The organism is Patescibacteria group bacterium (assembly GCA_041661505.1).
Taxonomy (GTDB): domain Bacteria; phylum Patescibacteriota; class Patescibacteriia; order Patescibacteriales; family JBAZCA01; genus JBAZCA01.
In genome coordinates this window covers 1-14,487 of the sequence record JBAZUF010000004.1, presented here as the reverse complement: position 1 = coordinate 14,487, position 14,487 = coordinate 1, and the positions used below count along the sequence as shown (strand labels likewise).

General features: G+C 46.0%; 12 protein-coding genes and 1 pseudogene. All 13 read right to left on the bottom strand.

Annotated elements, in window-relative coordinates; translation table 11 throughout:
• Positions 1 to 3: 3 nt before the first annotated feature.
• A complete protein-coding gene (locus WC715_04310; GenBank protein ID MFA6171642.1) occupies positions 4 to 906 on the bottom strand; it encodes a branched-chain amino acid transaminase in 903 nt (300 codons plus the stop codon).
• Between the two features lies 1 nt (position 907).
• Positions 908 to 2,758, bottom strand: coding sequence for a threonine synthase (locus WC715_04305; GenBank protein ID MFA6171641.1), 1,851 nt, complete (start codon positions 2,756 to 2,758; stop codon positions 908 to 910).
• A gap of 811 nt (positions 2,759 to 3,569) precedes the next feature.
• On the bottom strand, positions 3,570 to 4,727 hold the full coding sequence (locus WC715_04300) for an isocitrate/isopropylmalate family dehydrogenase (GenBank protein ID MFA6171640.1): 1,158 nt from the start codon (positions 4,725 to 4,727) through the stop codon (positions 3,570 to 3,572).
• Between the two features lies 1 nt (position 4,728).
• Positions 4,729 to 5,274 carry a 3-isopropylmalate dehydratase small subunit gene (leuD, locus tag WC715_04295; GenBank protein MFA6171639.1) on the bottom strand — a complete coding sequence of 182 codons (546 nt, stop codon included), beginning with the start codon at positions 5,272 to 5,274 and terminating at the stop codon, positions 4,729 to 4,731.
• A gap of 120 nt (positions 5,275 to 5,394) precedes the next feature.
• A pseudogene (locus WC715_04290) lies at positions 5,395 to 6,663 on the bottom strand (3-isopropylmalate dehydratase large subunit).
• 18 nt (positions 6,664 to 6,681) lie between these two features.
• Positions 6,682 to 8,289: an alpha-isopropylmalate synthase regulatory domain-containing protein gene (locus WC715_04285; protein ID MFA6171638.1), complete on the bottom strand. Its 1,608-nt coding sequence runs from the start codon at positions 8,287 to 8,289 to the stop codon at positions 6,682 to 6,684.
• Between the two features lie 197 nt (positions 8,290 to 8,486).
• On the bottom strand, positions 8,487 to 8,915 hold the full coding sequence (locus WC715_04280; protein ID MFA6171637.1) for a hypothetical protein: 429 nt from the start codon (positions 8,913 to 8,915) through the stop codon (positions 8,487 to 8,489).
• Positions 8,916 to 9,873: 958 nt separating this feature from the next.
• A complete protein-coding gene (locus WC715_04275; protein MFA6171636.1) occupies positions 9,874 to 10,485 on the bottom strand; it encodes a nucleoside-diphosphate kinase in 612 nt (203 codons plus the stop codon).
• Between the two features lie 70 nt (positions 10,486 to 10,555).
• Entirely contained in the window at positions 10,556 to 11,143 is a 588-nt protein-coding gene (locus WC715_04270; GenBank protein ID MFA6171635.1) for a response regulator, read from the bottom strand.
• Positions 11,144 to 11,251: 108 nt separating this feature from the next.
• On the bottom strand, positions 11,252 to 12,220 hold the full coding sequence (locus WC715_04265; GenBank protein MFA6171634.1) for a ComEC/Rec2 family competence protein: 969 nt from the start codon (positions 12,218 to 12,220) through the stop codon (positions 11,252 to 11,254).
• A gap of 81 nt (positions 12,221 to 12,301) precedes the next feature.
• Positions 12,302 to 12,568 (bottom strand): type II toxin-antitoxin system mRNA interferase toxin, RelE/StbE family, encoded by a 267-nt coding sequence (locus tag WC715_04260; protein MFA6171633.1) that lies wholly within the window; start codon positions 12,566 to 12,568, stop codon positions 12,302 to 12,304.
• 19 nt (positions 12,569 to 12,587) lie between these two features.
• A complete protein-coding gene (locus tag WC715_04255) occupies positions 12,588 to 12,893 on the bottom strand; it encodes a type II toxin-antitoxin system RelB/DinJ family antitoxin (protein MFA6171632.1) in 306 nt (101 codons plus the stop codon).
• A gap of 114 nt (positions 12,894 to 13,007) precedes the next feature.
• A partial coding sequence (locus tag WC715_04250; GenBank protein MFA6171631.1) for a tail fiber domain-containing protein occupies positions 13,008 to 14,487 on the bottom strand: 1,480 nt, incomplete at its 5' end.

Sequence of the window (14,487 nt, the reverse complement as noted above, 5' to 3'; positions counted from 1 at the left end):
AAATTAATTCGCGTATGTTAACCATTTTTCGTATTTTTCATTTTCCCCGGAAACGATTTTCATAAACTCGTCGTTAAAACGCCGGGTAATCGGGCCAAAGGCTCCGCCGGCAATCAGGCAATCATTAATAGATCCGATCGGCGTTACTTCAGCCGCCGTTCCGGTAAAAAAGCATTCATCCGCCGCTATCGCGGCGTCAAGCGTAATTGTTTTTTCTTCCACCGCGTATCCCAAATCGCCCGCAAGCTCAATAATCGACTGCCGGGTAATTCCCGCTAAAATATTTCCCAGTTTTGGGGTCGCCAATTTTCCGCCGGACACAAGAAAAAAATTTTCTCCCGGACCTTCGGCGATGTTTCCTTCAAAGTCGAGTAAAAGCGCTTCGTGGTAGCCGGCCGCTTCCACCTCTAAAAAGGAAAGGATTGAATTGACATAATGGCCGCAAATTTTCGCGTCTGCTATTGATGACTTAGGATGAATTCTTATGTAGTCCGGAACTTTTACCTTAATCGGGTCGGCCGATAAATATTTTCCCCAGGGCCAGGCGGCGATAATCGCTTCGACCGGGCATTTTAGCGGGCTGATCCTAAGCTCGCCGTAGCCGTAAAAAGCCAGGGGCCGGATATAGCCCGATTTCAAATCGTTTTTTTTCACGGTTTCAATTATGGCGGCCTTAAACTCATCCTTAGTCCAGGGCATTTTCATTTTCATCGCGTTAGCCGAGTAAAAAAACCGGTCCACGTGCTCTGGGAGGCGAAAAATCGCCGGGCCCTTTTTCGTCTCATAAACCCGGATGCCTTCAAAAACCCCCGAGCCGTAATGGAGCGAGTGGCTTAAGACATGGATTTTAGCGTCTTCCCAATTTACCAATTTTCCGTTTTGCCAGATGTATTTTGTGGTCTCCATATTATTTTTTCTTATTATAGAGAATATTATATCCCCGTTCAAACGCTTCAATCGAAGCGACAATAATGTCCGGCGAAGCGGCGGTTGAGATAACTTTGTTATCGGCTTCGTCTTTTAATTCCATAGTAACTTCCACCGTCGCGTCGGTTCCTTTGCTGTCGATTTTCACGTCAAAATTAATGAGCCAGTAATTGGGCAGTTTTTCTTTTTTAATGACTTCGCGGATCGCTCTCATAATCGCGTCCACCGGCCCCACGCCGAAAGAATTCACCCGGCAGATGCGTTTCTCGGCGATTTTTACGCAAACCTGGGCTTCGGCCTTAGCGGCTTTTGAAGTGCTCACTTTAAAATCTTCGACTTTGATTATTTTTACCGCCTTGGGATCGGTTTTTAAATTAGCTTCAATGATGTGCTGCAAATCCGATTTTCTCATTTTTTCTTCTTTATTAAAAAATTCTTTCACTTCAGCGTGGATAGCGTCCAGATAAATTTTAGTTAAGTCCAGGCCGAACTTCTTTTGCACCGTTTTTTTTATTTGGGCTAAACCGGGCGCTTTGCTAAAGAGGATTTCCGCTTTATCTTTTTCGACCGTGGCCTGGATGTTATATAATTTCATTTTCAAATAATGGTCGACTTCCGAGAGTTTCGGCTCGATTGACGGAGGCGATGGGAGAATTTTCAGCATGGTTACCGGATCTTTTAGCCCGTTTCCGGTCAAAACGCAGACCACTGTTTCATTTTTCCCGACGATTTTTTTCGAACACATTTTTTTCAAGGCGGCCAGCGAAAGCGCGGCCGACGGTTCGACAAAAATCGATTCCTCGTAAGCCAGTTCTTTTTCCGCGTTTAAGATCTCTTCGTCATTCACGCTAATCGCCATGCCTTTTGATTCTTTAATATCGCGCAGAACTTTTAAACCGTCTAAAGGGTAGCCGACGGCGACGGCCGAAGCGATTGTTTTGGGCTTGGCAATTGGATTTATTTTCGTTGACCGGCGGTTATAGGCGTCGACTACGGTATTGGCGCCTTCGGGCTGGACGCCGATGACTCTCGGCAATTTATCGATAAAGCCCAGATCGTGAAATTCTTTTATGCCTTTATAAATCGCCGCGATATTGGTCCCGCAGCCGATCGGCGCGATTAGATAGTCCGGCGCGCGCCAGGATAATTGTTCGACAATTTCATAGCCTTGCGATTTCTGCCCCTCGCCCCGAAAAACATAATCACCGGCCAAATAAAATCCGTATTTTTTCGCTATTTCTTCGGCCAGTTTCGCGCATTCCGAATAAGTGGCGCGGACTTGGATGACCCGGGCGCCATAAGCCAAAGTTTGGGAGAGTTTTCCAATCGGCGTTCCTTCGGGGACGACGATGTAAGCCGGAATACCCGCCTGACTGGCATAAGCCGAAACCGAAGCGGCCATATTTCCGGTGGAAGCCACAACCACCGCTTTGGCTCCCATCTCAAGCGCCTTAGTTATTTCCACCATAGTCCCCCGGTCTTTAAAACCGCCGGTCGGGTTGGAAGTTTCATCCTTAAAATAAAGGTTTTCCAGTCCCAGCCGTTTGGCGATTTTTTTTGATTTTCGAAGGGGAGTCCCGCCTTCATTTAAAGTAACTAATTTTTTTAAATCCAAAATTGGGTAAAAATTCAAATATTTGGTGGCGGAAATCGGCGTATATTTCAGATTGAACTGGTTTAAACGGCATTTGATAAACTCCCAGTCGTAGTGGGCTTCCAGCGCGTCGCCGCATTTTAAGCAGGCGGACGAAGTCTCTTTTTCATCCCAAACAGCGCCGCATCGAACGCATTTTAACTTATAAAATTTTACTGTCCCGTTTTGGATGGTCATATCTTTATGTTTTTTTCTCTCCCCGGGCTTTTTAAACGGCCCGCTATATTAAAAAAGCCACCTTTTAGTGTGGCAGTTTTTATCTTTTATCCATGCTGGAAAACCGCCATCTAGGTGGGTAGAATCAAGTTTACCAATAAAATATTTTGCGGTCTGGTTATCATATGATAATAGTAGTGCTTTTTGGCCCATATGTCAAGACTAAAATTGGCTAAATATTTAATTAAATTATGAAAAAGGAAGGAGGGGGATCTATAAATCAATCTGCAATCTATAGACCCCCCGGATGCTTCCAAACTTTTGGAAACACCATATTGTTACGGGTGCGTTAGCTCTTGTAAAAAAGCCTTGCGGGAAAGAGCCTGGCAGGAAAATGCCTGTTCGGGTTTTTGCCCTATGTGCTAAAATTGAGAGGCGATTCTGTCGCCGTCTGCTGGAAGCGATTTTGTCGCTTGCCGCACGCCAGGACTGCCGCGAAGGAAACAATTACTTAACGCGCCCGAAGCGAAAAACGATTAGCTCGCTTGCCATTTCAGGCGCGTTATCATAATTAGCCCACCCGTCTACAAAAGAACATCTTACAAAAAAACCCGGCTTGTTTGCCGGGGGTTCATCTTAGCTTTTTTTCTTTTTATGCTCTTACTCTAACCCGGCAAACGCGAAAAGGAGTCATTACCATGACTACTACCTCTACGACAATCAATACGATTTTTCTTGCCAGGTTAAGCATATATAAATATTATATTTTATTCCTTTACCGCTGTCAAGGCCTTGCCGGCTAAAAAGGACATCTTCCGCCAGGCGTTACGATCTATAAATATGACAAAACTTTTTTCCCCATCGCTTGCGTACCTAAAAGTTTGGCCGGGTCATCTTTTTTTGTAAACAAATCGCCGGTGCGCCAGCCTTCTGACAATGCGCGGTTAACAGCTTCTTCGATGGCAGTTGCGCCTTTTTTTGCTCCAATGTGCCGAAGCATCAACGCTCCGGTTAAAATCCGGCCTAAAGGATTTGCCTTATCCTGGCCGGCTAAAGTCGGAGCGGTTCCGGCCCCGGACTCGAACATTGCCTGGCCCGTATCAGGATTAACTGCCGAAGAACACATGAGCCCCATACTGCCCAAAGCCGCGGCCGCGCCGTCCGATAAGATATCGCCATGCTCGTTCCCGCAGGCGATAACTCCATGCAATTTGGCCGGCGTAAAAAGCATGGAATTGGCCGAGTCGACCAGTTGATGGATAAGCTCCACGTCCGGGAATTCTTCGGCGCCGATTTTCGTCGCGATTTTCCGCCAAAAATCATAGCGGGCCATGACATTGGCCTTGTCTATCGAAATTAAGGGCAGTTTCATTTCGCGGGCAGAGGCAAAGCAGGCGCGGATATATTTTTCCAGCGTGGATTTTTTATAATAAGCCAGGTCGCAGACTATCTCATCCTCCAGGCAAACATCTTTTTTCATCTTTAGCCCGATTTTCTGCCGCACCTTTTCCGGCACCTCGTCCATTAAATCGGCATTGCCAAAATAGCTGTCTTCCAATAAATAACGGATCCAGATTTGTTTTACTCCTTCTTCGGGAATAGTTTCCGGTTTTACGTTAGCGAGCGCTTCAAGCGATTTATAATAAATAATCGGCCGAAAATTTAAAAACAGACCCATTTCTTTCCTTAAAGCCAAAAGCGCCCGGGCTTCCGGCCTCATTTCCGGTTTTTCCATTCCTATGGTTTTATCAAACTTCGGATCGCCGACGCCGCCGAAAAAAATAGTTCCGATGCGAACCGCTTTTTCAAAGGATTCTTCGGGCAAGGTATCGCCATGTTCATGATAAGCATTCCAGCCCATCGGGGTTTTTTCGAATTCAATTTCTATCCCGTCCATTTTGGCGGCGGCAACCGCTATCCGGCAGGCTTCATGCATCATTTCCGGGCCAGCCCCGTCGCCTTCGACTAATGCGATTATTTTTTTAGCCATATTAAATATTAATATCCGCGGCCAGCTTTAGCATATAGCCGGCACTGCCGCCATTTTTAATTAATTCTTTTTGATAATCAGACAGGCTGAATTTGTATTGCTTCCCTTTTTCCGTTTTGGCAACGCCATTCTTCCAGTCAATTTCCAGGCTATTAGGCTTTACCTCCATCAATTCACTTATTTCTTCCGGCTGGAGTTCAATGCAGAGCAATCCATTATTAAACATGTTGTTATAAAAAATCCGGGCGAAAGACGGAGCAATAACGCATCTTATGCCGTTAGCTTCCAAGGCCCAAGGGGCGTGCTCGCGGCTTGAACCGCAGCCGAAATTTTCATCGGCTACTAAAATTTGCGATTCTAAAATTATTTTTCTCTCTTCGGCGCTGAATTGAGCGTCTTCCAGGCAATGCCTTCCCAGTTCAGCTTTATCGGTTTCGGTTAAATATCGCGCCGGTATAATTTGGTCGGTATCAATATTTTTTATCGGCGCATAGCCGGCTGGCCCGGAAAAATCTTTTTCTTCCCCATTGCCTATGTTTTTCAGCATGGCTTTATAATCAACTGGCCCGGCCTTTTTTTCTTTCCAGCCGGTTAAAGACATAGGCGTCCCGTCTTTAATTATGGAAGAAACAAATTTTTCAACTTTTTCTCCAAGTTCAATACCCAGCTCGGTAATTTTTCCATCCACTGCCGCTAAAGCCGCGGTTATTGGCGAAGCCAGATGGACCATCCCGCCCTTTCCCATCCGTCCGGGAAAATTGCGGTTGGTTGTTGAAACGCATACTTCGCCCGGCGCGATTACTCCATTTGACATCCCCAGGCAAGCGCCGCAAGTCGGAGCGCTTATTAAACAGCCGGCTTGTAAAAATATTTCGATTAACCCTTCGCGCAAAGCCTGGCCGTAAATATGCGCCGTAGCCGGCACGATGATGCACCGGATATTTTTATGTACCGGTTTTCCCATAGCTTTAAACACGCCGGCGGCAATCCTTAAATCGGAAATCCTTCCGTTGGTGCAGGAGCCGATATAGACTTGGTCAATTTTTTTGCCAGCCAATTCTTTAACCGAATGGACGTCTTCCGGGGAAAAATTATCAGTTATTACCGGCGCCAGTTTACTGGCATCCATATCAATTACCTGATCATATTTCGCATCCGCGTCACTATTCCATTTTGACAGATCAGCCAGAGCTTCTTTTCTATTTTTAAATTCATCCTTCAAAGTCGGCCAAAGGTATTCGATGGTTTTTTCATCCGTCATCATCATGCCCGAGCTAGCACCGGCTTCAATTGCCATGTTGGCGATTGTCATCCGCCCTTCCATGCTCATATTTTTCACGGCAGTTCCGCCGAATTCCAGTACCGCGTTAGCCGCGCCTTTGACCCCGATTTTTTTTATCAAAACCAAAATCAAATCTTTGGCAAAAACATTTTTCGCCAGCTCGCCGTTAAAATTTACGCGAACTACTTTTTGCGGCGGGCAAATCCAAAGCCCAGTAATTAGCGCGTTCTCCAGGTCGGTTGTCCCGACGCCGGCGGTAAACGCGCCAAAAGCCCCGTGCGTGCAGGTATGCGAATCGCCCATGATGCCGATTTGTCCCGGCCGGATCCAGCCCTTTTCCGGAATGACCGCGTGGCAAATGCCGTTGCGGCCGACTTCTAAAAATTCAATATCCATTTCCCGCGCCCAGTCCCGGACAATTTTTGACTGAATCGCCGACGCCGTATCTTTTGGCGGATTGACATGGTCAATCATCAGCTTTATCCGGTTAGGGTTAAAAACCGAATTTATCCCCCGGGATTTCATATCCAAAATGGCGTTCGGCGTTGTAATTTCATGCCCCCATACCCAATCCAAATCTAAAACCATCCTTTGGTCAGGAAAAAATTTCTTAACGTGAGCGTCAATTATTTTTTGGAAAGCCGTCTTCGGCATATTTTAAAACTTGATATATTAAAGCGAGGCCAAATACCAGCTTAAACAGTTGGCAAAAGCCTGGGCCGAAGCCTGGTTGGTATCGATATGGACGGCCCGGCCGGAAAAGGCGTGGTTTATATCATCATTAATCCGTATCCGCGCGTAAACATCGGCTAAAGCGTCCGACCCGGAAGTTACCGAAGTCGGATTCCAGGCGTCCAAAACAATATTCACTTCTTTTAATTTAGGATAAAAATTTTCCGCCGCCCGGACGACGGAATGCATGATAGCGTCATAAGGTCCGACGCCGATTTCGGCCGCGATTCCTTCTTTACCCTCTACCTCAATAACAACAGTAGCGGTCGGGATAGTTCCTTTTCCGCCCATGGCCTGGCATCTTTTTACTTTTATCGGGAAAGGAATAACGTCAATTGTTTCATGCACGATAGCCGCCAGTTCCCGGTCTTCTAAAGGCTTTCCGGCCATAGCTTCGGAGATTTTAATCGACTGCTCGTAAACTTTCTGCATCTCCTCAGAGCCAAGCATATAGCCCAGTTCCTCAAGCCTTTTTCGGAGGCCCTCCCGTCCAGATGACTGGTTGATTACCGTGGTAACTTTAGAATGGCCGTAAATTTCCGGATGCCAGCTGTAATAAGCGCTTTCCATCCCCCGCTCTTTGGCCCGGGCTTCAATCGCCTGATGGGTGCCGGATGAGCAAATAGAATTTTGCGAGCCGGCCACAACCCAATGCCTGGGGACTGACATGCCCAGGGCGTTAGCGGTAAAGTTTACGATTTTAACACAAAGCTCCGGCTTAAAATCTATTTTAAAACCGCTAAACAGATCTTGGCGCGTGTTTACATTCATTAAAACCGCCTCAAACTTGGTCATCCCCGATCGCTCGCCCAGACCGAAAAAAGTCCCTTCGACAATATCGGCTCCGTTTCTAATCGCCTCTAGCGCGTTATGGGTTGAGTGATCCGAATCGTTATGGCAATGGACCGAGATTAATGCTTTTTTCCGGTTAGGCACGTTTTTTTCAATATCCGCGATTAAATCTCCGAACTCGCTTCCGATGCGCAGTCCGGTCGTATCCGGAATATTAACTACGTCCGCCCCGGCGGAAATTACCGCCTCCACCATCTTATAGAGAAATTCCCGGCTGGTGCGGGCCGCGTCTTCCGGCGAGTATTCAACGCTTTTAAATCCCAGACTCTTCGCATAACGCACCATGCTTACCGCCTGGTCAATCGTCCACTTTTGCTTGCCCTCCACCGTATCTCCGTATTTTTCCGCGGCAAACATAGCTTTGACGAATTCGTCCGAAGAAGGAATATAGATATGGCATAAATCGCATCCGGCTTCGCGGATCGCGTCAATGTCTTCTTTTTTCGCCCGCGCGAGTCCGCCTAAAAGCGGCCGCTTAACCTTCGCGTTCTTGTCTACGAAACCGACGATCCTTTTTGAATTTTCTAACTGCACTGGAGAACTGCCCGGAAAGCCGATTTCGATCCGGTCGATTCCGCCTTCCAAAAGGTATCTTACATAAGTAAGCTGATCCTTGGGGCTCATAGCGCCGCCGGAAACCTGCGCCGATTCCCGAAGGCAGACGTCGTTTAATTGGATGTATTTTTCTTTAGCCATATTTTTTGCTGGCCCGGCCCGTTTATATTCACGGCAGGCTGTGTATTTAATTTACCTATAAAATATAAAAAAGTCCACCTTTTCGGGCGGCTTTGCGTATCTTTCCGTCTAACATTTTATGTCAACACAAAATCGCCGCCCGTTTTAAAGGCAATAACAATAGCAAATTAAGTTTTAGCGATTTTATCTTCATACTTTTAACGCTCAATTCCGATCTTATCTTCTAATTTAGTTACCCGTTTTTGCAGATCATTTACGTCGAGTTGATAGGCGACATTCATCATTTTTAATTCAAGATTTTCCTGACCCTGGCTTAATCCTTTGAGCCGCGAGTCTATATTTTCAAATTTTTTATCAACATCGGTCGCGTAAGCGTTAACAACCTCGACTAATTCATTGACCGCTTCATTGGCGCTGTCAATTTTCTTTCCCAACTCATCCCGAACGCCGTTTATCTCTCCCTTCAAATCATCCCTCACACCGTCAATCTTTCCGGTCAAATCATCCCTCACACCGTCAATCTTTCCGGTCAAATCATCCCTCACACCGTCGATCGCCGCCATAAGATCTTTCATGGTCGGTTCTTTTTCATTATTTAGATTGTCCTGGTTTAAATTTCCCTCCATATATAAATATTTTTTCTTATTCTCTAACTATACATTTTCCGAAAAAAGCTGTCAAATAAACGCTCTTTTCACCAATTAAAAAGGAAGGAAGAGAGGTTCGAGAATTTTCAACCGGATAGCGCGCACATTTCGCTGTCCAGGAAAACTCTCGAAGCCTCTCGGTTTACGCGGCAGGGTCCTTACAGGATAGAAATACGGCAGAGCGCTGCCGTTCCTTTAGGACCCAAGGAGGGACTTTACGGCGCGTAGGACACAAATACCTGTGGTAAGGGATACATTAGGCTAGGGGGCAATCCTACCCCCCTCCAGATAACGGTTCCGTCGGGTGTTTCTATCTCGACACCCTTCGTGTTTGTGTCCAACTGCGTCGTTGTGGTTCCATCGCTCATGGTGTGTCCTCCATTTAGTTTTTTGCCCCGGCCCAAATTGATTTAAGGGCCGCCGCAGGGGCAGAAGGTTAAAAAACAATATTTTTCCCCAAAATTACCGCCGCGGAAACAACTTCCTTCATAGCTTAACCACCCTCTCTTTTGTAGTATTAAATTACCGGACATGTGCAAGGCTTTTGAGCCGCCCGGCAGCCATGAAGTTAGTGTACCGCAAAAGAAGAATGATCATTTGCCATAGCAAGACAGCCTGTCATTTCCCTTTCGCGGCGCACTATTTGTTTTTTGCGCGGTATTTTGTGATATTCCTTGTAAAAGAGCTTTTCTAAAAAAACCCGGCTCCTTTTTTGGCCGGGTTTTGGTATTTTATCTATTCTTTATCTGTTTAACCTGTTTTAACCCGGCAGTCCATGTCAAAAATCATTACCTTTACGGTAATCAACATGCCCATAAAACCTAAATAGTTTTTTGCCGAATATTGCATATTTTTGCAGGGTTTTCTTACTTATCCATATCTTAACCTATCTCCCGAATCCCGTCAATAGGCCGTAATATTTTACGCCCGCATTAGCCTATTCCAATATCCCGTCGATATTAACGTCGTATAAAATCTTTTCCTGGATATGGGTGTATTTAATAATCTCATTTTTTTTGAACCAGTTGGGAATCTCTTTCTCCGCCTCTTCAACCGTTCCGGAAGCGTGGATCAGGTTGCGGACTGAACGCGAATCCATGTCGGCCATAGCGTATGTGTCCAATGTAAAATCGCCCCTGATTGTTCCGACGTCCGAAGATAAAGGCTCGGTCGCGCCGGTGATTTTTCTTACCAATCCAACCGCTTGGTTTCCCTGCCAGATCATGGCGATAACCGGTCCAGAAGACAAATACTTGGCGTTGGATTTCAAAACCGCCATGCCGTTGTCGCGGTTAGTCTTATAAGGCGACTTTAATCCCTTCTTTTCGTAGGCCGCCCGGGCCTTGCGGCCGACTTCTTCCAGCCACTCTTCTCCGCCGACGTCGTAATAATGCTTTTCGGCCATTTCAACCCCGGCTACTACAATTTTTAAAGCGATTAGTTTTAAACCGGTGCGCTCATAGCGCTTTAAAATTTCGCCGACTAACGATCTTTGCACTCCGTCCGGCTTGATAATAACTAAAGTGCGCTCTTCTTTTGGATGAATCATATTCAATTATCAATTAAAAATTATCAATTATCAATATTGTTAATTGATAATTGAAGATTGAAAATTAAGTTTAAAGGTACTTTTGAATTTTCTCTACAATCTGCGACGGCGTAACGTCGGCTTTAACGATATAATCGGTGGCTCCCAGTTTTTTCCCTTTTTCAACGTCTTCGTTGGTCCCTAAATTAGTCATAATAATAACCGGAACTTTTTTTAATGATGAATCAGAGCGCATTTCAGCCAAAACCGAAAATCCGTCCACCATCGGCATCATTATATCCAGTAAAATCAAATCCGGTTTTTCTTTCCTGGCAATCTCCAAGCCGGTTTTCCCGTCGCTGGCCGTAAAAGCCTGATAGCCATGATCTTCCAGTTTCATGCGGTACATAGAAGAAAGCATCGAGTCGTCTTCAATCACCAGTATTTTCTTCCCGCCCGGATTCATTTTTTTTCCTTTGGACGCTTCGGAATTATTTTTTTCTCCGGCTTCAACCGCCGCTTTTTCCGGTTCAGCCGTCTCGTCGGCTGTTTTTTCATCGGTCTTCGCCGCTTCTTTTTCAGGCTCCGCTTCCGCGGTTTTTTCTTCTTTGGCGGCATCTTTTGCTTCTACATCCTCTTCAGCCGCCTTCGCGCTTTTTATTTTTTTGGTCTTTGGCATAGTTAAATACTTGAAACTTATCCGGCTTTACTGCCGGCTTTTCTTTATTATACCTTATATTCCAAAAAATTCAACACCTTTTCAAAGCTTTCATTATCCATTTAGGCCTCAATTTTTAACCGAAATTTCCTCTCCGTCGCTCACAAGGCGTACGCTTCCCTCTTCATCGGTCCGGAAAATTTTGGCTTTAACGCGATCAAGCCTCTTTAGTACGCGCAAAGACGGATGGCCAAAGCTATTGTCCGCCCCTACTTCAATAACGGCCATTTCCGGTTTTACCGTTTTTAAAAACTCCTCGCCGGTCGCTGTTTCCGACCCGTGATGCCCGACTTTTAAAACATCAGCGGATAAATCAATCCCCTCCTCAAGCATTTCTTTTTCTTCCGGCTCTTCGGCGTCCCCGGTAAAAAGGAAGCTGGTATTGCCGTAAACCAGCCTCATAACGATTGAAGTGTTGTTTAAATTCTCCGCTTCTTTTCCCAAAAAACTCTCAAGCGGAAAAAGTATTTCCAGCCGGGCGCCTTCCCTATTTTCATCGCCGCCGTCTTTGCCGTCTGCAAGCAATACACTCTGCGGCCGGTCAATAATCATTAAAGGTATTTTTTTATCCCGGACAATTTCCAGCCATGCCAGGTAATTCGGCGAGGTATGCGAAACCCCGGTATATAAAATCTTTTTTACCTCATACCTCTTTATCACTTCAATCAGTCCGGTAACATGGTCGTCATGCGGATGCGTTAATACCATTAAATCAATTTGTGAATCCCAGGGCGGCAAAACGTCCGAGAGCCGTTCGATTACCCGGGCGTTCGGCCCGCCGTCAATCAGGATGTTTTGTCCGCCCGGCGCCCTAATCAGTTCCGCGTCGCCCTGGCCGACGTCTAAAAAATCCACTTCCAGCTTGTCCGCCGACTTGTCCGCCGAAGAGGCGGATTTTTGAACGCCCTGGCCAGCCAGCTTTTCACCAAGCACCAGTCCGCCATTTCCATGCAAATAAACCGCCCAAAACAAAAAAACCGCTGTTAAAACAACCGCTATCCCGGAAAAAACGCCAAAAACTTTTTTTTGAAAACTCATCTCCTTATAATAAATTGGTTATCAGCGCGATCATTGATACACACGGATTTTACCTGTTTTTCAATAACATATTCGCCCCTGTTATTTTTTGTACAGCTGGCTGTGAGTTCCCAGTCCAATAAAAAGAATCTCTTTTCCGTTATTTTTTTCTTTAAACACTGCCCTCCAGTTTCCGGTTATGTTGATGCTCCGGCTCCCTGAATATTTTCCGCAAAGGGCATGATTATTAAGCTGTGAATAAAATTTATCATTTTCAAATATTTTTAAGCGTTCGTAAAAATTTCTCCTGATTTTCTCGGGAGCTTTTTCGGCGTCTTTTAGAAACCTCCTTGTATAATGAATTAGCATATCCAGCGAAGAGTTTTCGCTATTTTTTCTTGCCGTCTTTTTTCTTTATCCGCCCCTCAAGCTGTTCGATAAGATCATCAACGCTATCGGCGGTATAATAATTTCCCTTCTTCCAGTCTTCTTCCGCTTTTTTTATTGATCTGATAAGCCGGGCGGAAGGAATTTCCGGCTTATTAAGGCTGAAGCAGACTTCTTTTGTCCTGATAACATTCCTCAAGTAAGCATTTAAAAGCCCGCTTAAAGAAAGCCCTAAATCGGCGGCGACTTTTTGGGCTTGGCTTTTAACTTTCGGGTCAATTTTTACGTTTATTACGGCTTGATTCATATTATTACTTTATATATATAAATTATATACAGAGTATATACATAATTATCAAGGCTGTCAAGGCTTATTTCGGTTTCATGCGCAGTAATGTTAGCGGGTATTTCTTTATCTTCCCTACTTCGCGCATCTAAACCCGACTTCAGGCAAGCTCTCGGTCGGGGCGTGCGACAGGTCTAAAGAATATACTCCGTTCAGGCCCCGGATATACCCGCGGACGTTGCCGCCGGTTTCACCAGTCATAATTTTACCAATTCCATTGTCAGTGTCAGTCATATAATAAGGAGGGCGGATGATGCCGAGCGACTTATATGAAGACACGTCGCCGTACTCGGCCCAGTCAAAGCTTCCGACTAAAGGCAAGTCGCCCCGGTTAGCGATCCCTTTAGTCCATTCGCCCATTCCGGTTAAGCCGTAGATTGAATTGCCATTAGTAAGAGCCAGACCCGAAGCTGAAAGAGAGAGCTGTAAACCTTCTTTTCCGGCGTCCGAGTCGTTCGCCGCCACCCGGGTAATATTTTCGGCGATGGTCATCCATTCAGAGTCGGTCGTCAAATGATAACCTTCGCCTAAAGACTGGCAGTGGATATCGGCTTCGCCCTGCGAAAGGCTAGTCCAGTAAGCAGTGGAAGAATCAATTGATTGCGGTTTATCCCCTATGCTCGCCCGGTTAGCCATAATGCAAAATCCGGGCAGAGTCCCGTACTCGGCCGAACCGGGGATCCAGACGTAGCCTTCGTCGCAATAGCCCTCGTACGCTCCGGCCACGACTTTTCCTTCAACGCCTAAGTCGCCCATAGTGTCGTCAACTTTTTCGTCCAAGCGCGATGAGCAGGCGCCGGAAGAGCAGACCATAATTCGGCCGTCAACTTCTAATTCTCCGACAATCGCCACTTTTCCCTGGGACGACACATTCATAATACTAACGTCCGCCGAGCGGAAATCGGCGACGTCGCCTTCACCCGCCTGGTTTACGACAAAGGCGGCGGCGGCCGGGGAGTCTTCGCCGGTTTCGATTTCGACCAGAGCTTCGGTCGAGGTCGCGGAAATATTTAGAATCTCAACTTGATCGGCAATGGAATCAACCCGAGCGTTTTCTTCCTGCAGGCCTTTTATTAAAATCGGAGCCAGGCCGTCATAATTCAAGCCTAAAGTCCGATTCGGATCATTTCCAATATTAACGATTTCGGGTATTAGCGTTAAAACCTCCTGGGCGATTAAACCAAGGTAGGTGCCGCCTGCCGGCTTATCTTTCCAAGTAAAGCTAACCGGGTTTAATTGCAATAAGGTATCAAGGCCATAGCCCAAGCTAACGATATTTTCCTTTAGCCGCGCGTCAGAAGTATTTATAACTCCGTTAGTGGCGTACACCTCGCTAAAGCGATAAGTAGCGTCGCCCAAGGTATAGGTATTATTATTGTTCGGCGTAATCACCCCGTTTACCTGCAATACTGTTTTCGGGCTCGTCGTCCCGATGCCGACGTTGCCGGCTATTGAAGCATTTCCGCTGAGCCATAAATCTGTCCAACGCGCGGTTGAAGCTCCTAAACTTATCATATTGTCACTGGTAATATATGGTCTAAAAGCCCCATTAGTA